Annotated in this window: 36 protein-coding genes; all 36 read left to right on the top strand. The window is 45.2% G+C overall.

The features are described 5' to 3' along the window. Window positions 1–202: 202 nt before the first annotated feature. The 36 genes from rpoB to rpsK all read left to right on the top strand — a co-directional run bounded on the left by rpoB (window position 203) and on the right by rpsK (window position 26,230). The gene (gene rpoB / locus AC3WRW_RS24270) at window positions 203–3,742 is read left to right on the top strand and encodes a DNA-directed RNA polymerase subunit beta (protein ID WP_492548843.1); all 3,540 of its coding nucleotides are present in this window, start codon (window positions 203–205) and stop codon (window positions 3,740–3,742) included. Window positions 3,743–3,811: 69 nt separating this feature from the next. Then, window positions 3,812–7,432 carry a DNA-directed RNA polymerase subunit beta' gene (rpoC, locus tag AC3WRW_RS24275; protein ID WP_492548844.1) on the top strand — a complete coding sequence of 1,207 codons (3,621 nt, stop codon included), beginning with the start codon at window positions 3,812–3,814 and terminating at the stop codon, window positions 7,430–7,432. A 176-nt stretch (window positions 7,433–7,608) separates the two neighbouring features. Next, the gene (locus AC3WRW_RS24280; RefSeq protein WP_127457545.1) at window positions 7,609–7,860 is read left to right on the top strand and encodes a ribosomal L7Ae/L30e/S12e/Gadd45 family protein; all 252 of its coding nucleotides are present in this window, start codon (window positions 7,609–7,611) and stop codon (window positions 7,858–7,860) included. Between the two features lie 161 nt (window positions 7,861–8,021). Then, window positions 8,022–8,441, top strand: a complete 420-nt coding sequence (rpsL, locus tag AC3WRW_RS24285; protein ID WP_028557500.1) for a 30S ribosomal protein S12 — start codon at window positions 8,022–8,024, stop codon at window positions 8,439–8,441. 44 nt (window positions 8,442–8,485) lie between these two features. Then, window positions 8,486–8,956, top strand: coding sequence for a 30S ribosomal protein S7 (gene rpsG, locus AC3WRW_RS24290; protein ID WP_127457544.1), 471 nt, complete (start codon window positions 8,486–8,488; stop codon window positions 8,954–8,956). A 39-nt stretch (window positions 8,957–8,995) separates the two neighbouring features. Continuing rightward, window positions 8,996–11,071 carry an elongation factor G gene (gene fusA, locus AC3WRW_RS24295; RefSeq protein ID WP_492548845.1) on the top strand — a complete coding sequence of 692 codons (2,076 nt, stop codon included), beginning with the start codon at window positions 8,996–8,998 and terminating at the stop codon, window positions 11,069–11,071. 42 nt (window positions 11,072–11,113) lie between these two features. After that, window positions 11,114–12,304 (top strand): elongation factor Tu, encoded by a 1,191-nt coding sequence (gene tuf / locus AC3WRW_RS24300; protein WP_492548846.1) that lies wholly within the window; start codon window positions 11,114–11,116, stop codon window positions 12,302–12,304. A gap of 239 nt (window positions 12,305–12,543) precedes the next feature. Further along, the gene (rpsJ, locus tag AC3WRW_RS24305; protein ID WP_028557496.1) at window positions 12,544–12,852 is read left to right on the top strand and encodes a 30S ribosomal protein S10; all 309 of its coding nucleotides are present in this window, start codon (window positions 12,544–12,546) and stop codon (window positions 12,850–12,852) included. Window positions 12,853–12,897: 45 nt separating this feature from the next. Beyond that, the gene (gene rplC / locus AC3WRW_RS24310; protein ID WP_167067777.1) at window positions 12,898–13,521 is read left to right on the top strand and encodes a 50S ribosomal protein L3; all 624 of its coding nucleotides are present in this window, start codon (window positions 12,898–12,900) and stop codon (window positions 13,519–13,521) included. A 16-nt stretch (window positions 13,522–13,537) separates the two neighbouring features. After that, window positions 13,538–14,164 carry a 50S ribosomal protein L4 gene (gene rplD / locus AC3WRW_RS24315; RefSeq protein WP_492548847.1) on the top strand — a complete coding sequence of 209 codons (627 nt, stop codon included), beginning with the start codon at window positions 13,538–13,540 and terminating at the stop codon, window positions 14,162–14,164. Continuing rightward, entirely contained in the window at window positions 14,161–14,451 is a 291-nt protein-coding gene (gene rplW / locus AC3WRW_RS24320; protein ID WP_127457540.1) for a 50S ribosomal protein L23, read from the top strand. Before rplD ends, rplW begins: the two co-directional genes overlap by 4 nt. Window positions 14,452–14,481: 30 nt before the next feature. Further along, on the top strand, window positions 14,482–15,312 hold the full coding sequence (gene rplB / locus AC3WRW_RS24325; RefSeq protein ID WP_492548848.1) for a 50S ribosomal protein L2: 831 nt from the start codon (window positions 14,482–14,484) through the stop codon (window positions 15,310–15,312). Between the two features lie 48 nt (window positions 15,313–15,360). Beyond that, window positions 15,361–15,639 carry a 30S ribosomal protein S19 gene (gene rpsS / locus AC3WRW_RS24330; RefSeq protein ID WP_029196461.1) on the top strand — a complete coding sequence of 93 codons (279 nt, stop codon included), beginning with the start codon at window positions 15,361–15,363 and terminating at the stop codon, window positions 15,637–15,639. Window positions 15,640–15,670: 31 nt separating this feature from the next. Next, a complete protein-coding gene (gene rplV / locus AC3WRW_RS24335) occupies window positions 15,671–16,003 on the top strand; it encodes a 50S ribosomal protein L22 (protein WP_261303076.1) in 333 nt (110 codons plus the stop codon). A gap of 13 nt (window positions 16,004–16,016) precedes the next feature. Then, complete coding sequence (gene rpsC, locus AC3WRW_RS24340; RefSeq protein ID WP_167067701.1) at window positions 16,017–16,679, top strand: 30S ribosomal protein S3; 663 nt, start codon at window positions 16,017–16,019, stop codon at window positions 16,677–16,679. Window positions 16,680–16,682: 3 nt separating this feature from the next. Then, window positions 16,683–17,117 (top strand): 50S ribosomal protein L16, encoded by a 435-nt coding sequence (rplP, locus tag AC3WRW_RS24345; protein WP_127457537.1) that lies wholly within the window; start codon window positions 16,683–16,685, stop codon window positions 17,115–17,117. Beyond that, a complete protein-coding gene (gene rpmC, locus AC3WRW_RS24350) occupies window positions 17,107–17,304 on the top strand; it encodes a 50S ribosomal protein L29 (RefSeq protein WP_028557487.1) in 198 nt (65 codons plus the stop codon). Before rplP ends, rpmC begins: the two co-directional genes overlap by 11 nt. A 27-nt stretch (window positions 17,305–17,331) precedes the next feature. Further along, window positions 17,332–17,595: a 30S ribosomal protein S17 gene (rpsQ, locus tag AC3WRW_RS24355; protein ID WP_492548849.1), complete on the top strand. Its 264-nt coding sequence runs from the start codon at window positions 17,332–17,334 to the stop codon at window positions 17,593–17,595. Between the two features lie 35 nt (window positions 17,596–17,630). Continuing rightward, the gene (gene rplN / locus AC3WRW_RS24360) at window positions 17,631–17,999 is read left to right on the top strand and encodes a 50S ribosomal protein L14 (protein WP_028557485.1); all 369 of its coding nucleotides are present in this window, start codon (window positions 17,631–17,633) and stop codon (window positions 17,997–17,999) included. Window positions 18,000–18,050: 51 nt separating this feature from the next. Then, window positions 18,051–18,404, top strand: coding sequence for a 50S ribosomal protein L24 (gene rplX / locus AC3WRW_RS24365; RefSeq protein WP_209856245.1), 354 nt, complete (start codon window positions 18,051–18,053; stop codon window positions 18,402–18,404). 33 nt (window positions 18,405–18,437) lie between these two features. Continuing rightward, window positions 18,438–18,980, top strand: coding sequence for a 50S ribosomal protein L5 (rplE, locus tag AC3WRW_RS24370; RefSeq protein ID WP_171683384.1), 543 nt, complete (start codon window positions 18,438–18,440; stop codon window positions 18,978–18,980). Window positions 18,981–19,016: 36 nt separating this feature from the next. Next, entirely contained in the window at window positions 19,017–19,202 is a 186-nt protein-coding gene (locus AC3WRW_RS24375; RefSeq protein ID WP_029196455.1) for a type Z 30S ribosomal protein S14, read from the top strand. A 32-nt stretch (window positions 19,203–19,234) separates the two neighbouring features. After that, window positions 19,235–19,633, top strand: coding sequence for a 30S ribosomal protein S8 (gene rpsH, locus AC3WRW_RS24380; RefSeq protein ID WP_029196454.1), 399 nt, complete (start codon window positions 19,235–19,237; stop codon window positions 19,631–19,633). A gap of 29 nt (window positions 19,634–19,662) precedes the next feature. Further along, window positions 19,663–20,205, top strand: a complete 543-nt coding sequence (gene rplF / locus AC3WRW_RS24385) for a 50S ribosomal protein L6 (RefSeq protein ID WP_171683385.1) — start codon at window positions 19,663–19,665, stop codon at window positions 20,203–20,205. Between the two features lie 100 nt (window positions 20,206–20,305). Next, window positions 20,306–20,674 carry a 50S ribosomal protein L18 gene (rplR, locus tag AC3WRW_RS24390; protein ID WP_492548850.1) on the top strand — a complete coding sequence of 123 codons (369 nt, stop codon included), beginning with the start codon at window positions 20,306–20,308 and terminating at the stop codon, window positions 20,672–20,674. Window positions 20,675–20,702: 28 nt separating this feature from the next. Then, entirely contained in the window at window positions 20,703–21,200 is a 498-nt protein-coding gene (rpsE, locus tag AC3WRW_RS24395) for a 30S ribosomal protein S5 (protein WP_029196451.1), read from the top strand. An 11-nt stretch (window positions 21,201–21,211) separates the two neighbouring features. Beyond that, window positions 21,212–21,400: a 50S ribosomal protein L30 gene (gene rpmD, locus AC3WRW_RS24400; protein WP_079417994.1), complete on the top strand. Its 189-nt coding sequence runs from the start codon at window positions 21,212–21,214 to the stop codon at window positions 21,398–21,400. A 36-nt stretch (window positions 21,401–21,436) separates the two neighbouring features. Further along, window positions 21,437–21,877: a 50S ribosomal protein L15 gene (gene rplO / locus AC3WRW_RS24405; protein WP_127457532.1), complete on the top strand. Its 441-nt coding sequence runs from the start codon at window positions 21,437–21,439 to the stop codon at window positions 21,875–21,877. Next, a complete protein-coding gene (secY, locus tag AC3WRW_RS24410) occupies window positions 21,877–23,181 on the top strand; it encodes a preprotein translocase subunit SecY (RefSeq protein ID WP_492548851.1) in 1,305 nt (434 codons plus the stop codon). The genes rplO and secY overlap by 1 nt, the downstream gene beginning before the upstream one ends. Before the next feature lie 86 nt (window positions 23,182–23,267). Beyond that, a complete protein-coding gene (locus AC3WRW_RS24415; protein ID WP_127457530.1) occupies window positions 23,268–23,918 on the top strand; it encodes an adenylate kinase in 651 nt (216 codons plus the stop codon). Continuing rightward, on the top strand, window positions 23,918–24,670 hold the full coding sequence (gene map / locus AC3WRW_RS24420) for a type I methionyl aminopeptidase (RefSeq protein ID WP_492548852.1): 753 nt from the start codon (window positions 23,918–23,920) through the stop codon (window positions 24,668–24,670). Before AC3WRW_RS24415 ends, map begins: the two co-directional genes overlap by 1 nt. A gap of 22 nt (window positions 24,671–24,692) precedes the next feature. Further along, the gene (locus tag AC3WRW_RS24425) at window positions 24,693–24,986 is read left to right on the top strand and encodes a hypothetical protein (protein ID WP_492548859.1); all 294 of its coding nucleotides are present in this window, start codon (window positions 24,693–24,695) and stop codon (window positions 24,984–24,986) included. A gap of 2 nt (window positions 24,987–24,988) precedes the next feature. After that, on the top strand, window positions 24,989–25,207 hold the full coding sequence (gene infA / locus AC3WRW_RS24430) for a translation initiation factor IF-1 (RefSeq protein WP_009676800.1): 219 nt from the start codon (window positions 24,989–24,991) through the stop codon (window positions 25,205–25,207). Window positions 25,208–25,314: 107 nt separating this feature from the next. Further along, on the top strand, window positions 25,315–25,428 hold the full coding sequence (gene rpmJ, locus AC3WRW_RS24435) for a 50S ribosomal protein L36 (RefSeq protein ID WP_029196444.1): 114 nt from the start codon (window positions 25,315–25,317) through the stop codon (window positions 25,426–25,428). A gap of 19 nt (window positions 25,429–25,447) precedes the next feature. Then, on the top strand, window positions 25,448–25,816 hold the full coding sequence (rpsM, locus tag AC3WRW_RS24440) for a 30S ribosomal protein S13 (RefSeq protein WP_127457527.1): 369 nt from the start codon (window positions 25,448–25,450) through the stop codon (window positions 25,814–25,816). 18 nt (window positions 25,817–25,834) lie between these two features. Further along, complete coding sequence (gene rpsK / locus AC3WRW_RS24445) at window positions 25,835–26,230, top strand: 30S ribosomal protein S11 (protein ID WP_028557470.1); 396 nt, start codon at window positions 25,835–25,837, stop codon at window positions 26,228–26,230. The last annotated feature ends 35 nt before the right edge of the window (window positions 26,231–26,265 follow it).

The following is a 26,265-nucleotide window of genomic DNA, read 5'->3' on the forward strand; positions in this document are numbered from 1 at the left end:
ACGTATAATGTTTGAATTTTAGGAAACTCTAACAGGATGGGAAGAAATATTTGGAAAGTTTTATTGATTACAGGGAAAAATCTTCATCCATACAGTCGCTTATTTCGGACGGGCTCCATAACGGAGGCGTCCTGAGTGTACGTCGGTCGAAGTTTTTCTTCTTCTTTTTATTTATTGAGTAGAGTTGAGGGGTGAATGAAAGTTGGCGGGACATCTTGTTCAATTTGGACGACGTAAACGCAGGACTTATGCACGAATTAATGAGGTGCTGGGCATTCCAAACCTGATTGAAATCCAGCAAAAATCGTATGAGTGGTTTTTGGAAGAAGGATTACGTGAGATGTTTCAGGATATCTCTCCAATTCAGGATTTTACAGGCAACCTAGTACTGGAGTTTATTGACTATAGCTTGGGGGATCCTAAGTATTCGGTCGATGAATCCAAAGAACGCGACGTAACCTATGCGGCGCCGTTAAGAGTCAAAGTCCGTTTGATTAATAAGGAAACCGGAGAGGTCAAGGAACAAGAAGTGTTCATGGGGGATTTCCCTATTATGACCGATACGGGAACGTTCATTATTAACGGTGCGGAGCGTGTTATCGTCTCCCAGCTCGTTCGTTCCCCCAGTGTTTATTATAGCACGAAAGTGGATAAAAACGGCAAAAAAACTTACACGGCTACGGTTATTCCGAACCGTGGAGCTTGGTTGGAGCTTGAAACCGATGCGAAGGATATTATCTATGTCCGTATCGATCGCACGCGCAAAATTCCAGTAACGGTACTGCTTCGTTCATTAGGGTTTGGCACGGATGCAGAGATTTTGGATTTGCTCGGTGATAATGAATATATCCGCAATACGCTCGATAAAGATAACACGGATTCTACGGAAAAAGCGTTGATCGAAATCTATGAGCGTCTTCGTCCGGGCGAACCGCCTACGCTTGATAATGCAAGAAGCTTAATCGTCGCTCGTTTCTTTGATCCGAAGCGTTATGACTTGGCTAACGTAGGTCGTTACAAAATCAATAAGAAATTACACATTAAAAATAGATTGTTCAATCAGCGCCTGGCGGAAACTTTGGTGGATTCCGAAACGGGAGAAATCATTGCTGAAGCAGGACAACTGCTGGATCGTCGCGTGTTAGACGAAATCCTTCCTTTTATCGAAAAAGGAGCAGGCTACAAAGAGTTCTCCATTCCGAAGGGTGTAACTGGCGCGGATACGATCCCTGTTCAGTGCATCAACGTGTACTCGCCGACAGAAGAAGGCAAGGTTGTTAAAGTAATCTCTAACGGGGTTATCGACAAACAAGTGAAGAACATCACGCCTGCCGATATCATTTCATCCATCAACTATTTCATCAACTTGCTGCATGGCATTGGGAATACGGATGATATTGACCACTTAGGCAACCGTAGACTTCGTTCTGTTGGTGAATTGCTGCAAAACCAATTCCGTATCGGTCTGTCCCGTATGGAACGTGTTGTTCGTGAGCGTATGTCCATTCAAGATGCGAATGTCATTACGCCGCAAGCTTTAATCAACATTCGTCCTGTTATCGCGTCGATCAAAGAGTTCTTCGGAAGCTCGCAGCTTTCTCAATTTATGGACCAAACGAATCCGCTTGCCGAATTGACGCACAAAAGACGTCTATCTGCACTCGGACCCGGCGGTTTGACGAGAGAGCGCGCAGGGATGGAAGTTCGTGACGTCCATCACTCTCACTATGGCCGTATGTGTCCAATTGAGACTCCAGAGGGACCGAACATCGGGTTGATCAACTCCTTGTCTACGTTTGCCCGTATTAATGAGTATGGCTTCATTGAAGCTCCGTACCGTTGGGTAGATCCGAAGTCGGGAACTGTTACTGACCAAATCGCTTACCTGACTGCGGATGAAGAAGATAACTACGTAATCGCGCAAGCGAACGCCGAGTTGACGGAAGAGAACAAATTCGTTGATTCAGCGATTATCGTCCGTTACAAAGATGATAACTTAACGCTGCCGGTTGAACGTGTCGACTACATGGACGTTTCTCCGAAGCAAGTTGTTTCCGTAGCGACGGCATTAATTCCGTTCCTTGAAAACGATGACTCCAACCGTGCGTTGATGGGATCCAACATGCAGCGTCAAGCCGTACCTCTTTTGATTCCAAAAGCGCCTCTAGTAGGTACTGGTATGGAGCACAAAGTCGCGAAGGACTCGGGAGTATGTATTGTCTCCAAATTTGATGGAATTATTGAGAAAGCTGCTGCGAATGAAATTTGGCTGCGTCGCCAGGAACTGGTTGACGGCAAATTGGTCAGCGGCAACATCGTCAAATATAAGCTTCACAAATTCATGCGTTCCAACCAAGGTACGTGCATTAATCAACGTCCGATTGTGAAAAAGGGCCAATTGATTAAAGCGGGCGATATTCTTGCTGACGGACCATCAACAGAGCAAGGCGAATTGGCTTTGGGCCGTAACGTTGTCGTAGCCTTCATGACTTGGGAAGGGTACAACTACGAGGATGCGATCTTGTTAAGCCAAAAGCTTGTGAAAGAAGATGTGTACACGTCCATTCACATTGAGGAATATGAGTCCGAAGCGCGTGATACGAAGCTTGGACCTGAAGAAATTACACGCGACATCCCGAACGTCGGGGAAGATGCGCTGAAAAATCTTGACGAGCGCGGAATCATCCGTGTCGGTGCCGAAATCGGTGCTGGCGACATCCTCGTAGGTAAAGTAACGCCTAAAGGTGTGACTGAGCTTACGGCGGAAGAAAGATTGCTGCACGCGATCTTCGGTGAGAAAGCTCGTGAAGTTCGTGACACGTCCCTGCGCGTACCGCACGGTACGGACGGTATCGTTGTCGACGTGAAAGTATTTACCCGTGAGAACGGCGATGAGCTGCCTCCTGGCGTGAACCAACTCGTTCGTGTCTATATCGCGCAAAAACGGAAAATTTCCGAAGGCGATAAAATGGCGGGACGTCACGGTAACAAAGGGGTCGTTGCCCGTATTCTTCCTGAAGAAGATATGCCTTTCCTTCCGGATGGTACTCCTGTTGAGGTTGTCTTGAATCCACTAGGGGTTCCTTCGCGGATGAATATCGGTCAAGTGCTTGAAGTTCACTTAGGTATGGCTTCCAAGTACCTGGGCATCCACGCGGCTACGCCTGTATTCGACGGAGCGCGCGAGTATGACGTGTTCGATGCGATGGAAGAAGCCGGCATGCAGCGCAGCGGCAAAACGATTCTGTACGATGGCCGTACAGGGGAATCTTTCGAGCGCGAAGTTACGGTTGGCGTCATGTACATGATCAAACTGGCGCACATGGTTGACGATAAAATCCATGCCCGTTCCACAGGACCTTACTCCCTTGTTACTCAGCAGCCGCTGGGTGGTAAAGCGCAGTTCGGTGGTCAGCGTTTCGGGGAGATGGAGGTATGGGCGCTTGAGGCTTATGGTGCCGCCTATACACTGCAAGAGATTCTTACTGTGAAGTCCGATGACGTCGTAGGCCGTGTGAAAACATACGAGTCCATCGTAAAAGGCGAGAATGTTCCAGAACCGGGTGTTCCGGAATCATTCAAAGTTTTGATCAAAGAGCTTCAAAGCTTGGGTATGGACGTCAAAATCCTTTCCGGCGACGAAGAAGAGATCGAAATGCGCGAAGCCGATGATGACGACGAAGTCACCAGCGATAAATTAAACCTAAATTTAGAGGGCTCTGAATTAGGGGTCAATGAATAGAGAACACCACATTAGATCGAGATCGATTCACTGCATAGTGGGTTTAAATTCTTAAAGGAGGGTTGCTCCTTGATGGACGTTAACAACTTCGAGTTTATGAAAATCGGTTTGGCATCACCCGATAAAATTCGCTCTTGGTCCCGTGGGGAAGTAAAGAAGCCGGAAACGATTAACTACAGAACTTTAAAGCCTGAGAAAGAAGGTCTTTTCTGCGAAAAGATCTTCGGGCCAACCAAAGATTGGGAATGTCATTGCGGTAAATACAAACGCGTCCGTTACAAGGGCGTCGTTTGTGACCGCTGTGGCGTTGAAGTAACCCGCCAGAAAGTACGTCGCGAGCGTATGGGGCACATTGAGCTTGCAGCTCCTGTATCGCATATCTGGTACTTTAAAGGCATTCCAAGCCGCATGGGTCTTGCTTTGGATATGTCTCCAAGATCCTTGGAGGAAATTATCTACTTCGCGTCCTATGTGGTAACCGATCCAGGGGATACACCTTTGGAGAAGAAACAGCTTCTTTCCGAAAAAGAATACCGCAGCTACCGCGAGAAGTACGGCTACGCGTTCCAAGCGGGCATGGGTGCTGAGGCAGTGAAAAAGCTTCTGATCGATATCGACATCGAACGTGAAGTCGATACGCTCAAAGAAGAATTGAAAACAGCGCAAGGTCAACGCCGCAATCGTGCGATCAAGCGTTTGGAAGTTATGGAAGCATTCCGTAACTCGAAGAATTTGCCGGGTTGGATGATTCTGGATGTACTTCCGGTTATCCCGCCGGAACTTCGTCCGATGGTTCAATTGGACGGCGGACGCTTCGCGACCTCCGACTTGAATGATCTCTATCGCCGGGTTATCAACCGTAACAACCGTCTCAAAAGATTGCTCGACCTGGGCGCTCCGGACATTATCGTTCAAAATGAGAAGCGCATGCTGCAAGAAGCGGTAGATGCTCTTATCGATAACGGCCGCCGCGGCCGTCCGGTAACAGGACCTGGTAACCGTCCGTTGAAATCCCTCAGCCATATGCTGAAAGGTAAACAAGGACGTTTCCGTCAAAACTTGCTCGGTAAACGTGTTGACTATTCCGGTCGTTCCGTTATCGTAGTAGGACCTCACCTGAAGATGTACCAATGCGGTCTTCCGAAGGAAATGGCACTTGAATTGTTCAAGCCTTTCGTCATGAAAGAGCTTGTAAATAAAGGTTTGGCCCACAACATCAAAAGCGCGAAACGCAAAGTCGAGCGCGTAAGTCCGGATGTTTGGGATGTTCTCGAAGAAGTTATTAAGGAGCATCCGGTTCTTCTGAACCGTGCCCCCACATTGCACAGACTCGGGATTCAGGCGTTCGAGCCGATTCTCGTGGAAGGCCGTGCCATCAAGCTGCATCCGCTCGTATGTACAGCCTACAACGCTGACTTCGACGGTGACCAAATGGCGGTCCACGTACCTCTGTCATCGGAAGCACAAGCGGAAGCTCGCTTATTGATGCTGGCGTCCGGTAACATTTTGAACCCGAAAGACGGCAAGCCGGTTGTTACACCTTCACAGGATATGGTTCTGGGAAGCTTCTACTTAACAACGGACAACAAATTTGCTAAAGGTGCCGGTTCTATTATTAGAACTGTACACGAAGCGATTTCTTCCTATCAATCGGGCAAAATGGCTCTGCATGCGCGTGTTGCTATTCCGGCGAAAGCTTTGAATAAAACGAGCTTTACTGAGAAGCAGCAAAATGCCATGTTGATTACAACGATCGGTAAAATCATTATGAACGAAATCTATCCAAGCGATTTCCCATTCATCAATGAACCGACCAAAACGAACTTGCTGAACGGTATTCCAGATTCCCACTTTGTCTTCGACAAAGGTGCCGATCTGAAAGCCATTATGCTTGAGCGTCCTGAGAACAAAGCGGTAGGTAAAGAATACCTCGGCTCTATCATTGCTGAGTGCTTCCGTAAATACCAAACGACGCAAACGTCGATGATCCTTGATAAAATCAAAGAGCTTGGCTTCACGTACTCCACCAAAGCGGGTATTACCGTTGCTGTCTCCGACGTTGTGGTTCCAACTGAAAAAGAAGGAATCCTCAAAGAGTGCGAAGAGAAAGTACGCGTAGTTACGAACCAATACCGCCGTGGTTTGATTACGGATGAAGAGCGTTATGACCGTGTTATTGCGATCTGGAGTAAAGCGAAGGATGAAATCACCGATATTCTGATGAAATCCCTCGATAAGTACAACTCCATCTCGATGATGGTTGAGTCCAAAGCACGGGGTAACAAATCGCAGATTACACAGCTTGGCGGTATGCGTGGTTTGATGGCGAATCCATCCGGTAAAATTATGGAGTTGCCGATTAAATCGAACTTCCGTGAAGGTTTGACGATCTTGGAGTACTTTATTTCCACGCACGGTGCGCGTAAAGGTCTTGCCGATACGGCGCTTCGTACAGCTGACTCCGGTTACTTGACTCGTCGTCTCGTAGACGTAGCGCAGGACGTTATCGTTCGTGAGGACGATTGCGGTACGGATAAAGGCTTCATGGTTAGCAAAATTCAAGACGGTAAAGAGGTTATCGAAGATCTCTACGACCGTATCGAAGGACGCTATGCGTTTGAAACTGTTCGCAATCCGCAAACAGGCGAAGTCATCGTTCAACGCAACGAGCTGATCGAATCCGAAATTGCAGATGCGATCATCGATGCCGGTATTGAAAGACTTCAAATTCGTTCCGTTCTTAGCTGCCGCACCAATCATGGTGTTTGTAAGAAATGTTACGGCCGCAACTTGGCGACAGGCCAATTCGTTGAGATTGGTGAGGCTGTAGGTATCATTGCCGCTCAATCCATCGGTGAGCCAGGAACACAGTTGACAATGCGTACGTTCCATACCGGTGGTGTTGCCGGAGACGATATTACGCAAGGTTTGCCGCGTATTCAAGAGCTTTTCGAAGCTCGGAATCCGAAAGGTCAAGCGATCATTTCCGAGATTGACGGCGTCGTCAAAGAAATTCGCGAGGCGAAAGATCGTCGTGAAATCGAAGTCCAAGGCGAAGCGGAATCCAAGGTATATGCAGTTCCTTACGGTTCCCGTGTACGTGTATCTCTGAACCAACAAGTTGAGGCCGGAGACGAGCTGACAGACGGATCTATCGATCCGAAAGAGATGCTTCGCATCAAAGGTATCCGCGGCGTGCAGAACTACATTCTGCAAGAGGTTCAACGTGTTTACCGTAACCAAGGGGTAGAAATTAACGATAAGCATATTGAAGTTATGGTTCGTCAAATGTTGCGGAAAATCCGCATCGTTGATGCTGGAGATACGACGCTCCTTCCAGGTTCCTTCGTAGACATTCATGAATATGAAGCAGCCAACAAAGTAGCTTTGTTCGCCGGCAATGAGCCAGCTGTTGCAAGACCAATCTTGCTCGGTATCACCAAAGCGTCCCTTGAGACAGATTCCTTCCTGTCCGCGGCGTCCTTCCAAGAGACAACTCGTGTCTTGACGGATGCAGCGATCAAAGGCAAGGTCGACCAATTGCTCGGTCTGAAGGAGAACGTTATTATCGGTAAACTCATTCCTGCAGGAACGGGTATGCCTCGTTACCGGAACATCCGGATTACGGACCCGAACGAAGTGCTCGTGCAAGATGAGGATCTCGAAAAAGAAACTGTAGCCGTAGAATAACGTCTATATAAATCTAAGAGGGATGGCTGGTTAAGCTGTCCCTCTTGGTTTTTTTATAAAACTATGATTATGTTAAAAAGGAAAGAAGTTCTTCCTTGACACTGGAATCCCAAAATGCTAATATATCGTAGTGTGCCTAAGTTGATATTCTTTCCTTTCTTTGAAGGGGGTGCCTTATGTCTTATGATAAAGTCAAACAGGCGAAGAATATAAGTGTAGGGACGAAGAAGGTAACTAAGACAGTGGAGCAAGATAAAGCTGTTGAAGTGTTTGTTTCTAAAGATGCAGATCCGCGATTAACGATAAAGCTGGTAGCTCTCTGTAACCAAAAGGGTGTGCCAATAACCTACGTAGATTCTATGAAGCTGCTAGGTAAAGCATGTGGAATTGAAGTTGGAGCTGCGGTAGCAGCTGTTGTAAATGAATAAACGCTTAAGACGTTTTTGTTAGTGGGATGGCGTACATAAGTTTTCATAACTTTTGCAGCTGCCCGTGGCAAAGACTTTCTCTTTGCTCATTTATGACTCGCCTGGATCTGTGGGCTTGCAAAAAGTCTATCATGTTATGAATTTAGGGAGGAGGTGGCGATATGCCAACAATTAATCAACTAGTACGTAAAGGTCGTCAAGCGAAGGTGGATAAGTCTAAATCACCAGCTTTGCAAAAAGGTTTTAACGCTTTGAAAAGAGAAGCAACGGATTTGAGTGCACCTCAAAAACGTGGTGTCTGCACGCGTGTAGGTACAATGACTCCTAAGAAGCCTAACTCCGCACTTCGTAAATATGCTCGTGTTCGTTTGACGAACCGTGTAGAGGTGACAGCATACATTCCAGGTATCGGTCACAACCTGCAAGAGCACAGCGTTGTATTGATCCGTGGAGGAAGAATTAAAGATCTTCCAGGGGTACGTTATCACATCGTGCGTGGCGCGCTGGATACTTCCGGTGTTAACAACCGTAAGCAATCCCGTTCCAAATACGGTACTAAACGTCCGAAAGTAAAAAAATAAGATATAACAATCAGGGATGATTCTTATAAGAAAGGGGGATAACTATGCCTCGTAAAGGTCCAGTTACTCGCAGAGACGTATTGCCAGATCCGATTTATAATAGCAAACTTGTTACTCGTCTTATCAATCGTATTATGATCGATGGAAAAAGAGGGGTAGCACAGTCCATTCTATATAACGCTTTTAACCTCGTGAAAGATCGTACAGGTAAAGAGCCGATGGAAGTGTTCGAAGCTGCTATTAAAAACATTATGCCAGTTCTTGAAGTTAAAGCTCGCCGCGTAGGTGGAGCGAACTATCAAGTTCCAATCGAAGTAAAACCAGAGCGTCGTACGACACTTGGTTTGCGTTGGTTGGTCAACTACTCCCGTCTTCGCGGTGAGAAGACAATGGAAGAAAGATTGGCTTATGAAATTATCGATGCTAGCAATAGCACAGGTTCTTCCGTTAAGAAACGTGAAGATACACACAAGATGGCTGAAGCTAACAAAGCGTTCGCTCACTATCGTTGGTAGAATCATAAAACAGATTATAGAAAGGAGACATAACGACTTATGGCTAGAGAGTACTCCTTGAAAAATACACGTAATATCGGGATCATGGCACATATTGATGCTGGTAAAACAACTACCACTGAGCGTATCTTGTTCTATACAGGCCGTGTTCACAAAATCGGTGAAGTCCACGAAGGTGGAGCAACGATGGACTGGATGGAACAAGAGCAAGAGCGCGGAATCACAATTACTTCCGCCGCTACAACTGCTCACTGGGATGGTCACCGTATCAACGTTATTGATACCCCGGGACACGTTGACTTTACCGTTGAGGTAGAGCGTTCCCTTCGTGTATTGGATGGAGCAGTTGGTGTATTTAGCGCGAAAGAAGGCGTTGAGCCTCAATCCGAAACAGTTTGGAGACAAGCTGATAAATACAATGTTCCTCGTATTGCTTACGTTAACAAAATGGATATCATCGGTGCAGATTTCTTGCAAGTTGTTGAATCCATGCGTGTGAAATTGGGTGCAAATGCGGTTGCTATTCAACTTCCGATTGGTGCTGAGAATGAATTCAAAGGCATCATCGATTTGGTTGAAGAAGTAGCGTATATGTACAAAGACGATCTTGGTAAGGATATCGAGAAAATCGAAATTCCTGCTGAGTTTAAAGATAAAGTCGCAGAGCTCCGTTTGGAATTGGTAGAAAAAGTTGCTGAGCTTGATGAAGAGCTTACAATGAAATACCTTGAAGGCGAAGAATTGACTGTTGACGAAATCAAAGCAGCACTGCGTAAAGGTGTCTGTGAAGTTAAGATCTTCCCAGTTATCTGCGGATCTTCTTACAGAAACAAAGGCGTTCAATTGATGCTTGACGCGGTAATCAATTACCTGCCGGCTCCAATTGATGTACCTGACATTAAAGGTGTACTTGACGATGGAACTGAAGTGGTTCGTAAGTCTGCTGATGACCAACCGTTCTCAGCGCTTGCGTTCAAAATCATGACAGATCCTTTCGTTGGTCGTCTTACTTTCTTCCGTGTGTACTCTGGTACCTTGAACTCCGGTTCCTACGTTGTTAACGCAACGAAAGGCAAACGTGAGCGTGTTGGTCGTATTCTTCAAATGCATGCGAACAGCCGTCAAGAAATCAGCATCGTATACTCCGGTGATATCGCGGCTGCCGTTGGTCTGAAAGATACAACGACAGGGGATACGCTTTGCGATGAGAAGCACCCAGTTATCCTTGAGTCCATGAACTTCCCTGAACCGGTTATCCAGCTTGCTGTTGAGCCGAAGACGAAAGCGGACCAAGACAAAATGGGTATCGCATTGCAAAAGCTTTCCGAAGAAGATCCTACATTCCGTGCTTCTACAGATGAAGAAACAGGACAAACGATCATCGCAGGTATGGGTGAGCTTCACCTTGAGATCCTCGTTGACCGTATGCTTCGTGAATTCAAAGTAGAAACAAATGTAGGTAAACCGCAAGTTGCTTACCGTGAAACTTTCCGTGCACCTGCTAAAGTTGAAGGTAAATTCGTTCGTCAATCCGGTGGCCGTGGTCAATACGGACATTGTTGGGTTGAGTTCGAGCCTCAAGAAGCAGGGGCTGGATTCGTCTTCGAAAGCAAAATCGTGGGTGGTTCGATTCCTCGTGAATACATCGCTCCGATCCAAGCGGGTATCGAAGAGTCTATGAAGAACGGGGTTCTTGCTGGATTCCCTCTAGTAGACATCAAAGCTACAGTTGTCGATGGTTCCTACCATGATGTTGACTCCAATGAAATGGCGTTCAAAATCGCTGGTTCCATGGCGCTTAAAGCTGCAAAAGAGAAATGTAAACCGGTTCTTCTTGAGCCAATCATGAAGGTTGAAGTTACTGTACCAGAAGAGTACATGGGCGATGTTATGGGTGACCTTAACTCCCGTCGTGGACGCATCGAAGGTATGGATAACCGTCATGGCGCGCAAATCATCCGTGCTAAGGTACCTCTTTCCGAAATGTTTGGATACTCCACAACACTTCGTTCGAGAACTCAAGGCCGTGGTGTTTACTCCATGGAACTTTCACATTATGAAGAAGTACCTAAGTCAATTGCAGAAGAAATTATTGCAAAAGGCAAAGGCGCTTAATAATATAAAACTAATAGTCACTCTAAGGAGGAATCGTTTAAAATGGCAAAGGCTAAATTTGAACGTAATAAACCGCATGTTAACATCGGTACTATCGGTCACGTTGACCATGGTAAAACAACTTTGACAGCTGCTATCACAACTGTATTGTCCAAAAGATACGGTGGAGCTGCAGTAGCTTTCGACCAAATCGATAAAGCACCAGAAGAGCGCGAGCGCGGTATCACAATCTCCACAGCTCACGTTGAGTACGAAACACCTAACCGTCACTACGCACACGTTGACTGCCCAGGTCACGCCGACTATGTTAAAAACATGATCACTGGTGCTGCTCAAATGGACGGAGCGATCCTGGTTGTATCCGCAGCTGACGGCCCTATGCCACAAACTCGCGAGCACATCCTTCTTTCCCGTCAAGTAGGCGTACCTTACATCGTAGTATTCCTTAACAAATGTGACATGGTTGAAGATGATGAGTTGCTTGAACTGGTTGAGATGGAAGTTCGCGACCTTCTTAACGAGTATGAGTTCCCAGGCGATGACACTCCAATCATCCGCGGTGCAGCTCGTGAAGCTCTTCAAAACCCAGATGGTGCTTGGGCTGACAAAATCGTTGAGTTGTTCGAGCAAGTTGACACTTACATCCCAACTCCTGAGCGTCAAACTGATAAGCCTTTCCTTATGCCGGTTGAGGATGTATTCTCCATCACTGGTCGTGGAACAGTTGCTACAGGCCGTGTAGAGCGTGGTACTGTTAAAGTACAAGACGAGGTTGAAATCGTTGGTATCGCGGAAGAAACTCGTAAATGCGTTGTAACAGGCGTAGAGATGTTCCGTAAATTGCTTGATTCCGCTCAAGCTGGTGACAACATCGGAGCTTTGCTTCGTGGTGTAGACCGTAAAGACATCGAGCGTGGACAAGTTCTTGCAAAACCAGCTTCCGTTAAACCACACACTAACTTTACAGCTCAAATCTACGTTCTGACTAAAGAAGAGGGTGGCCGTCACAAGCCTTTCTTCACTGGTTACCGTCCACAGTTCTACTTCCGTACAACTGACGTAACTGGTATCATCACTCTTCCAGAAGGTACTGAGATGGTTATGCCTGGTGATAACATCACAGTTACAGTTGAACTGATCAACCCAATCGCTATCGAAGAAGGAACTCGTTTCGCGATTCGTGAAGGCGGACGTACTGTTGGTGCGGGCGCGGTTGCTACAATTCAAAAGTAATTCCTTTATATAGAAGAAACACTCACCGTTTAGGCGGTGGGTGTTTTTTTATGCGAATGCCTAAAATTTCGCTTGCATTTAGTTTCAGAATTTTATATAATATAAAACGTTGGTCTGTGACGTTGCGATGATGCGAAAGGTTGCCGACACACCCGGACCCTTTGCCATGGGAAAGGTTGTTGGAGAATTTTCGCGGAGTATGTCCGATACTAAATTGGGCGATAGAAGGAGGGACTTATATGGCAAAGCAAAAAATTCGTATCCGTTTGAAAGCTTATGATCACAGAATCATTGATCAATCAGCTGAGAAAATCGTGGAAACTGCCAAGCGTTCCGGTGCAGGTGTATCCGGTCCGATTCCGCTTCCGACAGAGAAGCAAATCATCACGATTCTTCGTGCGGTACACAAGTACAAGGATTCGCGTGAGCAATTCGAAATGCGTACGCATAAGCGTCTAATCGATATTGTGAATCCAACACCACAAACAGTTGATGCTCTAATGCGTTTGGACTTACCGTCTGGCGTAGATATCGAGATCAAACTGTAATACAACTATAGAATGAACGTTTAGGAAGGAAAAGAGGTGTCAACGATGAAAGGTATCTTAGGAAAAAAACTAGGGATGACTCAGTTGTTTACTCCGGAGGGTAATGTAGTTCCGGTAACTGTCATTCAAGCGGGACCATGTGTGGTTCTTCAAAAGAAAGATGTGGATAACGACGGTTATGAGTCAATCCAAATCGGTTTTGATGATGTTAAAGCTAGCAGAATCATTAAACCAGAGCTTGGCCATGCGAAAAAAGCAGGGGCAACGCCTAAGCGCTACGTTAAAGAAATTCGCGGCATTCAGTTGGGTGACTATGAAGTTGGCCAAGAGCTGAAAGCAGATCTGTTCACAGAGGGCGAATTCGTTGATGTAACGGGTACTTCCAAAGGTAAAGGTTTCCAAGGTAACATCAAAAGACATAACCAGTCAACAGGCCCTATGGCTCACGGCTCCCGTTACCACCGCGGACCAGGTTCGATGGGTTCCATTCAAGCGAACCGCGTTCCAAAAGGTAAAAAGTTGCCAGGACAAATGGGTAACGAGACTGTAACATTGCAAAATCTTCAAATTATCAAAGTAGATGCTGAGCGTAACGTGTTGCTAGTTAAAGGTTCCATTCCGGGTCCTAAAAACAGCTACGTTAGCGTGAAGTCTGCTGTTAAAAAGTAAGAAAGGAGGAAGACAGATGCCAAAAGTAGCTTTATATAATGTAACAGGTGCTCAGGTAGGAGAAGTTGAACTGTCTGACGTTGTTTTCGGAATTGAGCCTCACGTTCATGCGATTCACGAAGCTGTTCTTTTGCAACAAGCAGCTGTGCGTCAAGGAACTCACAAAACAAAAGGTCGTTCGGAAGTTCGCGGCGGCGGTCGTAAACCTTGGAAACAAAAAGGAACTGGCCGTGCTCGTCAAGGTAGTATTCGTGCTCCACAGTGGAAAGGCGGCGGTACCGTATTCGGACCAACTCCTCGCAGCTATGGTTTCAAATTGCCTAGAAAAGTTCGTCGCTTAGCGATTAAATCCGCTTTGTCCTCGAAAGTTCTGGATAACAACTTGATCGTATTGGATCAACTTCAATTGAATGCTCCTAAAACGAAAGAATTCGTAGCAATCTTGAACAACCTGAAAGTTGATCGCAAAGTATTGGTTGTAGGCGTTGATAACGACTCCAACGTAGCTTTGTCTGCTCGTAACATCCCAGGTGTGAAATTCGTTGCTGCTGATGGCGTGAATGTTCGTGATGTCATGCTGCATGACAAATTGATCATTACGCAAGAAGCTGTACAGAAAGTTGAGGAGGTGCTTGCACAATGAAAAATCCACGCGACATTATCAAGCGCCCGATCATCACTGAGCGTACAAGCGACCTAATGGCTAACAAAAAGTATGTTTTCGAAGTGGATCTTCGCGCTAACAAAACAGAAATTAAACAAGCTATTGAAGCAATCTTCAAAGTAAAAGTTACAAATGTAAACACACTCAGAATGCCAGCTAAGCCAAAACGTTATGGTCGTCACTCCGGCTACACTTCCATCTGGAAGAAAGCTATCGTGTCCCTAAGCGCAGAAAGCAAAGAATTGGAATTCTTTGAATCGGTATAAACCATTTCTTAAAGTAAGGAGGAAATCAGAGTGCCAATTAAAAAATATAAACCAACCTCACCAGCTCGTCGTGCGATGTCGGTTTCTACTTTTGAAGAAATCACAACATCAACACCAGAGAAATCTTTGCTTGCTCCTTTAAGCAAAACAGCTGGCCGTAACAATCAAGGTAAAATTACGGTTCGTCACCATGGCGGCGGACACAAACGTAAATACCGGATTATCGATTTCAAACGTACTAAAGATGGAATACCAGGACGCGTTGCTACAATCGAGTACGATCCTAACCGTTCCGCAAACATCGCATTGATTCATTATGCTGATGGTGAGAAAAGATACATCATCGCTCCTAAAGGTCTTAAAGTGGACGATCGCATCGTATCCGGACCACAATCCGATATCAAAATCGGTAACGCTCTTCCATTGGAAAACATTCCAGTTGGTACAGTTATCCACAACATTGAGTTGAAACCTGGTAAAGGTGCACAACTAGTGCGCGCTGCTGGTACTGAAGCTCAACTTCTTGGTAAAGAAGAAACTTATGTAACGATTCGCCTTTCCTCTGGTGAAGTTCGTAAAGTTCTTAAAGTTTGCCGCGCAACTGTAGGTTCTGTTGGTAACGAAGATCACGAGCTCGTGAAAATCGGTAAAGCAGGACGTAATCGTTGGAAAGGCAATCGTCCTCAAGTTCGTGGGGTTGTAATGAACCCGAATGATCACCCACACGGTGGTGGTGAAGGACGCGCACCAATCGGACGTAAATCACCTATGTCTCCATGGGGTAAACCGACGCTTGGTTTCAAAACTCGTAAAAAAGGTAAAGCTTCCGATAAATACATTGTACGTCGTCGTACGAAGTAATCACGGATATATGAATTTTCTTGAGGTTCAAGGAAGGGAGGAACACCCATGGGTCGCAGCTTAAAGAAAGGTCCATTTATCGATGGATACTTACTGAAAAAAGTAGAAGACTTGAACACATCCAGCAAAAAACTGGTTATCAAAACGTGGTCCCGTCGTTCTACAATTTACCCGCAATTCGTTGGTCACACTTTCGGTGTGTACGATGGAAGAAAACACGTGCCTGTATACGTAACGGAAGATATGGTTGGACATAAGCTTGGTGAATTTGCTCCAACACGTACTTACAAAGGTCACGATGACGATAAGAAAACCGGCAAACGCTAATTTCAATTTTTAACCGAGAGGAGGTACTACCATGCAAGCTAAAGCAATATTGAACCACGCTCGGATTGCTCCTCGTAAAGCAAAGCTAGTTGTTGACTTGATTCGGGGAAAAGCGGTAGGTGAAGCGATCGCAATTCTGCGTCATACACCTAAAGCAGCTTCTCCAATCCTGGAGAAACTTCTAAACTCCGCAATTGCCAATGCAGAGCATAACTACTCATTAGATCCTAATAAGCTAGTGGTTACTGAGACGTTTGTTAACCAAGGACCGACAATGAAAAGGTTCCAACAACGTGCAATGGGCCGCGCTAGCGCGATCAAAAAACGTACCAGCCACATTACAATCGTGGTATCTGAGAAATAAGGAGGGATAACGTGTGGGTCAGAAAGTCAACCCGGTAGGCCTAAGAATTGGTATTATTCGTGATTGGGAGTCCAAATGGTTCGCAGAGAAAGATTTCGGAACTCTGTTGCTTGAAGACGTCAAAATCCGCGAATACTTAAAAAATAAACTTAAAGATTCTGCAGTTTCCCATATCGACATCGAGCGCGCGGCTAACCGTGTGAACGTTACGATTCATACTGCAAAACCAGGAATGGTTATTGGTAAAGGCGGAGCTGAAGTAGAAGTAATTCGCAACTACATCGCTGGCTTGTCCAATAAAAAAGTTCACATCAACATTTCTGAAATCAAAAGCCCTGACCTTGATGCTATCCTAGTAGCTGAAGCAGTTGCACTTCAATTGGAGCGTCGTGTTTCTTTCCGTCGTGCAATGAAACAAGCTATGCAAAGAACAATGAGATCCGGAGCAAAAGGTATCAAAGTAGCAACTAGCGGACGTCTTGGCGGTGCTGAGATCGCTCGTACGGAAGGATATAGCGAAGGAACTGTTCCACTTCATACGCTTCGTGCTGATATCGACTACGGTACTGCAGAGGCACACACTACTTACGGACGTATTGGTGTAAAAGTATGGATCTATCGTGGAGAAGTGCTTCCGACAGCTAAGAAAAAGGCTCAGCCGGAAGGAGGAAATTAAATCATGTTAGTACCTAAACGTGTAAAACACCGCAAAGAACACCGCGGTAGCATGAAAGGTCGCGCTAAAGGTGGAACGGAAGTAACTTTTGGCGAATATGGTCTGCAGGCAGTTGAGCCGGCTTGGGTAACCAACCGTCAAATCGAAGCAGCACGTATTGCCATGACACGTTACATCAAACGTGGCGGTAAAGTATGGATTAAAATTTTCCCAGCTAAACCAATTACGCAAAAGCCGCTTGAAGTTCGTATGGGTAGCGGTAAAGGTAACGTGGAGAAATGGGTTTCCGTAGTAAAACCGGGCAAAGTATTGTTTGAACTTGCTGGTGTTAGTGAAGAGGTCGCTCGCGAAGCGATGCGTCTTGCTGCTCACAAGCTTCCAATCAAAACGAAGTTCGTGAAAAGAGAAGAAGTAGGCGGTGAAGCAAATGAAGGGTAGTGAATTCCGGAACTTAACCACTGCTGAAATCGAGCAAAAAGTTAATGGTTTTAAAGAAGAGCTTTTTAACCTCCGTTTTCAACTAGCTACTGGTCAATTGGACAACCCGACTCAAATTCGTGATTTGCGTAAAGAGATCGCTCGTGCCAAGACTATTTTGCGTGAAAGAGAATTGGGGATTGGCTAACCAAATCTAGAAGGGAGGGTTCCTTAAATGACTCAACGCAACGATCGTAAAGTTCAGATCGGTAAAGTTGTCAGCGATAAAATGGATAAAACCATTGTTGTTGCTGTTGAAACTTACAAAAAACATGATCTCTATCACAAGAGAATCAAATATACGAAAAAGTTCAAAGCTCATGATGAAAACAATCAAGCTAAAATTGGTGACACTGTTAAAATCGCCGAAACTAGACCTTTGTCCAAAGATAAATCTTGGAGACTGGTTGAAATTCTTGAAGTTGCAGTTGTTATCTAATAATCTAGATATGAACCCCGAAAGGAGGGAATACGATGATTCAACCATTTACTCGTTTGGCTGTTGCTGACAACTCCGGTGCTAAGCAATTGATGTGTATCCGTGTTTTGGGTGGTACTGGTCGTCGCGTTGGTCACATTGGTGATTTGATCGTATGTTCAGTAAAAGAAGCAACACCTGGTGGCGTTGTCAAAAAAGGTGACGTTGTTAAAGCAGTTATCGTTCGTACGAAGAGCGGTGCTCGCCGTAAAGACGGATCTTACATCTCATTCGATGAGAACGCGGCTGTTATCGTGAAAGAAGATAAAAGTCCACGTGGAACACGTATCTTTGGACCAGTTGCACGCGAACTTCGTGACAGAGACTTCATGAAGATCGTATCCTTGGCTCCAGAAGTTATCTAAGAACAGTTAGTCTGTTTTCCTTACGGGAAACCTCAGGAGGTGTAGAAGCTAATGCCAAGAACTAAAAAGAGACTAGAATCTCATAACAATAAACTGCACGTGAAAAAAGACGATACGGTTTTTGTAATCACTGGTAAAGACAAAGGTAAGAAGGGCCGTGTAATCGCTGCTTATCCTCGTCAAAACCGTGTATTGGTTGAAGGTGTAAACATGGTTAAGAAACATGCGAAACCATCCCAACAAAACCCGCAAGGCGGTATCTTGAATCAAGAAGCTGCAATCCACGTTTCCAACGTGATGCTGATTGATCCTAAGAGCGGCAAACCTACTCGCGTAGGATACAAAGTATTGGATAACGGAACGAAAGTTCGCATCGCGAAAAAATCCGGCGAAGTTATCGACTAATACAAACAAGCATGGAAAGGAGGCAATTGAGTCATGGCAGTAAGAATGAAAGATCGTTATTTGAACGAAATTACTCCAGCGTTAATTCAAAAGTTTAACTACTCAACAGTAATGCAAGTTCCTAAAATCGAGAAAATCGTTATCAACATGGGTGTTGGTGAGGCTGTATCGAATTCCAAAGTTCTTGACACTGCAGTAGAAGATCTTCAAAAAATCGCTGGTCAAAAACCGGTTGTAACTAGATCCAAAAAAGCAATCGCGGGTTTCAAACTTCGTGAGAACATGCCAATCGGTGTGAAGGTAACACTTCGCGGCGAGCGCATGTATCATTTCTTGGATAAACTTTTCAACGTATCACTTCCACGTGTACGTGACTTCCGTGGTATTTCCAACAAGGCTTTTGATGGCCGTGGAAACTACACGCTTGGTTTGAAAGAACAGCTCATTTTCCCTGAAATTGAGTATGATAAGGTTGATAAAGTTCGTGGTATGGATATCGTTATCGTAACAACGGCTAAGTCCGACGAGGAAGCTCGCGAGCTTTTAACACAACTCGGAGCGCCTTTCGTTAAATAGGTTCCAGGTCGTACCTATCAGGAGGTGTTATATTAAGTGGCAAAAACTTCGATGAAAGTCAAACAACAACGTACCCCGAAGTTTAAAGTGCAAGCATACACACGTTGTGAGCGCTGCGGACGTCCGCATTCAGTGCTTCGCAAGTTCAAAATTTGTCGGATTTGTTTCCGCGAATTAGCACACAAAGGTCAGATTCCAGGCGTGAAAAAAGCAAGCTGGTAATCACCCTATTTTCGGGAAGGAGGTTTACACAAATGGTCATGTCAGATCCAATTGCAGATATGCTAACTCGCATTCGTAATGCGAATATCGTACGTCATGAAACAGTTGAAATCCCTGCATCTAAAGTGAAAAGGGAAATCGCTGAAATCCTCAAAAAAGAAGGATTTATCCGTGATGCTGAGTACGTTGAAGATAGCAAACAAGGTATCATTCGTTTGTTCCTGAAATACGGTTCAAACAATGAGCGTGTTATCTCCGGTTTGAAGAGAATCTCCAAACCAGGACTACGCGTTTATACGAAATCACAAGAAATCCCTCGTGTATTGGGCGGATTAGGGATTGCCATCATCTCCACATCTAAAGGAGTTATGACGGATAAAGATGCTCGTCAATCCAAAGCTGGCGGAGAGGTTATCTGCTACGTTTGGTAATACAATTGTAATTGAATGGAGGTGCAAACATGTCTCGTATTGGTCGCAAACCAATCACCATTCCAAGTGGTGTAAATGTAACCCTAGAGGATACTCAAATCACGGTTAAAGGCCCTAAAGGTTCTTTGTCCCGTGAACTTCATAAAGATATGAAAGTAAGTGTTCTAGAAAACGAGATTTCCGTTGAGCGTCCTTCCGACAACAAGCTCCACCGTGCTTTGCATGGTACAACACGCAGTGTTGTTGCCAACATGGTAAGTGGTGTAACGGAAGGCTTTGCGAAATCTTTGGATCTAGTAGGCGTAGGTTACCGTGCTAACAAAAGCGGTGACAAACTGGTTCTTAACGTTGGGTACTCCCACCCGGTTGAAATCACTCCTGAGAGCGGTATTGAGTTCGAAGTTCCTTCGAACACAAAAATTATCGTTCGCGGAATCGATAAAGAACGCGTTGGCGCTATGGCAGCTAAAGTTCGTTCCGTACGTGAGCCTGAGCCGTATAAAGGTAAAGGTATCAAGTATGAAGGCGAGCGTATTCTTCGTAAAGAAGGTAAAGCTGGTAAGAAGAAATAAGATCGTTAGATCGCGGGTAATAGCTAAGAGCTTTCGTGAGAAAGCTTGCTATCTAAGCGTAAGCCTCGCATCATAAGTGATGAAAGGAGTGTAAGTATAGATGATTACTAAAGGCGATAAAAACAAAGCACGTTTGAAAAGACACCTTCGCGTTCGTAAGAAAATTGAAGGTACAACTGTTCGCCCACGTTTGAACATTTTCCGTTCTTCCAAACACATGTATGCACAATTGATTGATGACACTACTGGTGTTACAATCGCTTCTGCATCTACACAAGATAAAGATCTGAAAAGCGAAATCGGCAACGGCGGTAACGTTGAAGCTGCTCGTAAAGTTGGCGCATTGATCGCAGCACGTGCGAAAGAGAAAGGTGTAGACAAAGTGGTATTTGACCGCGGTGGCTACCTCTATCATGGACGTGTTCAGGCATTGGCTGACGCAGCTCGTGAAGCTGGACTAGAATTCTAGGAAAAACATATATAAGGAGGTAAAAGACTTGCGTGTAGATCCTAATACTTTAGAGCTAACAGAAAAAGTCGTTAATATTAATCGCGTAGCTAAAGTAGTAAAAGGCGGACGTCGTTTCAGCTTCAGCGCACTTGTTGTCGTTGGCGATGGCAATGGCTGGGTTGGCGCAGGAATCGGTAAAGCTTCCGAAGTTCCTGATGCAATCCGCAAAGGTATTGAAGATGCGAAAAAGAACTTGATTCATGTTCCAATCGTAGGCACTTCGATTCCTCACCTTGTAACTGGTAAGTTTGGTGCAGGACGTGTTCTGTTGAAACCAGCTTCCCAAGGTACAGGAGTTATCGCAGGCGGACCAGTTCGTGCAGTACTTGAACTTGCTGGTATCGGCGATATCTTGACAAAATCCCTGGGTTCATCGAACTCTATGAACATGGTTAACGCAACGCTTGAAGGCTTGAGCCGTTTGAAAAAAGCGGAAGAAGTTGCAAAGCTTCGCGGAAAAACTGTTCAAGAGTTACTAGGTTAGGAGGGGTAAACATGGCGAAACAATTACAAATTACCCTAAAACGCAGCCTGATTGGCCGCCCTGAAACGCAACGCGTTACTGTGAAAACTCTTGGTCTGCGCAAGCTGCACCAAACCGTTCTTCACCAAGACAACGCAGCAATCAGAGGTATGGTTAATCAAGTGAGTCATTTGGTAGAAGTTAAAGAAATCGAAGCATAATAGCACGATATTAAGATCTAGAGGAGGTGTGCAACGATGAAGTTACATGAGCTAAGTTCTGCTACTGGCGCTCGTCAAACTCGTAAACGTGTTGGACGTGGAACAAGTAGTGGTATGGGTAAAACATCAACTCGCGGACACAAAGGTCAAAACGCACGTTCCGGTGGAGGCGTTCGCCCTGGATTCGAGGGTGGACAAAACCCGTTATACCGTCGTTTACCTAAACGTGGATTCACGAACCGTTTCCGTACGGAGTACGCAATCGTGAACCTTGAAGATTTGAACAACTTCGCAGCTGGTACTGAAGTTACTCCAGAAGTATTGATGGAGTCAGGTATTGTTAAAGCTCCTAAAGATGGCATCAAGATTTTAGGAAACGGTGAAATCACAGTAAAATTAACCGTTAAAGCGAATAAGTTCTCTCAATCAGCGATTGAGAAAATCCAAGCTGCCGGCGGTCAAACCGAGGTGATTTAATGTTCAGTACCATAGCCAACATCTTCAAGGTAGAGGATTTACGTAGAAGGATTGTATTCACACTGATCTTGTTAATCGTCTACCGTTTAGGTGCGTTTATTCCCGTACCTAACATAAATACAGATGTTCTTAAACTTCAAGACCAAGCGAATCAGAGCGATGTCTTTGGTTTGCTTAACACGTTTTCCGGCGGTGCGCTCTTCCAATTCTCCATCTTCGCGATGGGAATTATGCCTTACATCACAGCTTCTATCATCGTTCAGCTTTTGTCCATGGATGTAGTCCCGCGCTTTGCGCAATGGGCCAAAGAAGGGGATGTTGGTAGAAAGAAGATGACGCAAGTTACTCGGTACGGTACGATTATTTTAGGTATTGTGCAAGCTTTTGGTCTCTCAATTGGGTTCAACCGTTTATACAGCGGACTCGTTATTGATCCGGGTTTCACAACATTTGCTTTGATCGCTATCGTTCTGACTGCTGGTACAGCTTTCTTGATGTGGCTCGGGGAGCAAATCACTGAATTTGGAATTGGCAACGGTATTTCCATTATCATCTTTGCAGGTATCGTCGCGGCGATTCCTACAAGCATACAGCAAATTTACAAATCACTGTTTGCGACCGAAGGAGCTTTGTTCCTGAATATCGTGAAACTGATCATTATTGCTATCGTTGTTGTGCTGATTATTGCCGGTGTCATCTTTGTACAGCAAGGGGTTCGTAAGATCCCAGTACAATATGCCAAACGGGTAGTTGGACGTAAAATGTATGGTGGTCAAACTACGCACATTCCACTTAAAGTGAATGCTGCTGGTGTAATCCCAGTTATCTTTGCACTTTCGCTATTGATGTTCCCTCCAACCATTGCAAGTTATTGGAGAGGTAATGTCGTTGCAGAATGGATTATTAACAACCTGAGTATTAACCAAACTGCACCGTTAGCGATTGTCCTGTATGTACTGTTGATTATCGGGTTCACATACTTTTATACCTTCGTACAAATCAATCCAGTTCAAATGGCTGATCAGATGAAGAAAAATGGCGGCTACATACCGGGGATCAGACCTGGTAAAACAACTTCTGTTTATCTGACTCGTGTAATGACTAGAATTACTCTTTCTGGAGCTTTGTTTCTATCGGCAATCTCGATTCTTCCAATGCTGTTCGGGGGTCTTGCAGGTTTGCCAAGTTCGGTTCGGATCGGTGGTACATCTTTACTTATCGTAGTAGGCGTTGGTCTTGAAACGATGAAACAAATCGAGAGCCAATTGATTAAACGTCATTACAAAGGTTTTATCAATAAATAGCAAATAGGTTCCGATGGGGCAATTTTTTGCGACATCGGCACCTATTGTGCTGTTCGTAATGCCGAGTGCGATGGGAGGTTTTAAAGTTGAACGTAATTTTTATGGGGCCTCCTGGTGCAGGCAAAGGTACGCAAGCAGAGAAAATCGTAAGCGAATTTCAAATTCCTCATATCTCGACTGGAGATGCGTTTCGCTTGGCGATGAGCCAAGGAACACCGCTTGGTGTTGAAGCCAAAGGTTATGTGGATAAGGGGCTTCTTGTTCCTGATGAAATCACGAATGGTATTGTGAGAGAGCGTCTTGCTCAACCGGACTGCGATAAAGGTTTTTTGCTTGACGGGTTCCCGCGAACTGTTGCTCAGGCAGATGCTTTAGCTGAAATTGTAGATTCCTTAGGCAAGAAGATTGAACTGGTTATCAATCTTTCCGTTGATCGCAGCTTCTTGCTTGCACGACTAACCGGCCGAAGAATTTGTAAATCCTGTGGTGCTACGTATCATGTAATCTTCAACCCACCAAAGCAAGATGGCGTATGCGATAAATGTTCAGGTGAGTTGTACCAACGGTCTGATGATACGGAAGAAAAAGTCGGAACGCGTTTGGATGAGTACATCAACAAAACCGCTCCGCTGCTGGATTACTACCAAAAGAGGGAATTATTGCGTGAGGTTAACGGAGAACAAGACATTCATGCGGTAACCGAACAAATTAGCTCACTGCTACGAGGTCTAGCGTAATGATCATTTGTAAGTCCGAGGTTGAACTAGACCTAATGCGGGAAGCCGGGCGTATCGTAGCCGAAACGCACCGCTTACTGGCAAGGGCAATTCGTCCGAACATTACAACGAAAGAACTTGATCAGATCGCGGAGGAATACATTCGCAGTCAGGGAGCGATTCCATCTTTCAAAGGTTATAACGGTTTTCCTGGAAGCATTTGTGCTTCAGTCAACGAAGAATTAGTTCATGGTATTCCTGGTCCAAGAAAGCTGGTTGAGGGCGATATTATCTCTATTGATATTGGCGCTCAGTATAAAGGTTATCATGGAGATTCTGCTTGGACATATCCTGTCGGTGAAATTTCTGAAACGGCCAAACGTTTGTTAGCCGTGACCGAACAATCACTGTATCGAGGCATAGCAGAAGCTAAACCGGATGCTAGACTCTACACGTTGTCGCATGCAATCCAAACTTGTATTGAAGACGCAGGCTTCTCCGTGGTTATAGAGTATGTCGGTCACGGTATCGGAACGGATCTTCACGAAGAACCACAAATTCCGAATTACGGTGTGCCTGACAAAGGTCCTCGTCTCAAACCAGGCATGGTCCTAGCCATTGAACCCATGGTGGTCGTTGGCGAAAGATTTGTCCAAACACTCGAAGACGATTGGACTGTCGTCACTGCGGATAAAACATTGTGCGCTCACTTTGAACATACGGTTGCTATTACGGCAACTGGTTATGAAATATTAACCTTGCCTAGATCGTAGGTGATGATGAGTGGATAAGTTGATGCCGAAGGTGGGTCAAATCGTAAAGGTGCTTCGCGGCCGAGATCCCGGAGAATACGCGGTCGTGATTGGGATTGTCGATGAACGCTTTGTCTGGCTTGCAGACGGTGTGCATCGCAAATTCGATCAGCCGAAGAAGAAGAACCTGAATCATCTTCAATTACAAGAAACGATTAGCAGTGAAGTGGAGTCAAGCATTAGGGAAACAGGCCGTGTTACTAATGGAAAGTTGCGCTTCGCAATTGCCAAATTCGTTGAACTTATGCAAGTTGAAGCACAAGAGAAAGGAGAATGACTGTGGCCAAAGAAGATGTAATTGAAGTAGAAGGTACAGTGATTGAACCTCTTCCGAATGCAATGTTTAAGGTTGAATTGGAAAATGGTCATAAAATCCTAGCCCATGTATCCGGTAAAATCAGAATGCACTTTATTCGTATTTTGCCTGGAGACAAGGTTACCGTAGAATTATCGCCTTACGATTTAACGAGAGGCCGTATAACCTACCGTTTCAAATAAATGTTCGGCTTACATGTAAGTTACTCTCTCAAGGCGTATGCTTACGAAGCAAGTTTTCTAACAGAAAACGCAACATGGTTGCTTACGATGATAAGGAGGGCTTAAAAATGAAAGTTAGACCATCGGTTAAACCGATTTGCGAGAAATGCAAAGTAATTCGCCGTAAAGGTAACATTATGGTAATTTGCGAAAATCCTAAGCACAAACAAAAACAAGGTTAAAAGGAGGTGCAATCTGTAGATGGCACGTTTAGCTGGAGTTGACTTACCTCGTGACAAACGAGTAGTAATCGCGTTGACTTACATTTTCGGTATCGGCACTACAACTGCTCAGAAAATCATCGCTACAACAGGTATTGACGGCAGCACTCGCGTTCGCGACCTGACGGAAGATGAAGTGAGCAAAATCCGTGATGTAATTGACAAAACCCTTAAAGTAGAAGGCGACCTTCGCCGTGAGATTTCCCTGAACATCAAACGTCTAATCGAGATCGGATCCTACCGTGGTCTTCGTCACCGCCGTGGTCTTCCTGTTCGCGGACAACGTACTAAAACTAATGCTCGTACACGTAAAGGTCCTCGTCGTACAGTAGCTAATAAGAAGAAATAATAAAGGGGGTTAGAGCTAATGGCAAAACCTAAAAAAGTAGTCCGTACGAAACGTCGTGACCGTAAAAATATTGAGTCCGGAGTAGCACACATCCGTTCAACATTTAACAATACGATCGTAACGATCACGGATCCTCATGGCAACGCAATTTCCTGGGCATCTTCAGGAAACCTTGGATTCAAAGGTTCCCGTAAAAGTACTCCTTTTGCGGCACAAATGGCAGCTGAAAAAGCAGCTAAAGCAGCTATGGAGCACGGTTTGAAAACTGTTGAAGTTATGGTTAAAGGTCCTGGTGCAGGCCGCGAAGCAGCAATCCGCTCTTTGCAAGCAGCTGGTCTTGAAGTAAACCTGATTAAAGACGTGACTCCGGTTCCTCACAATGGCTGCCGTCCTCCAAAACGTCGTCGCGTATAATTCGGATTACTTTGTAGTATAATTATCCCAAAAAC

This window comes from Paenibacillus sp. FW126-R14, from assembly GCF_058789495.1.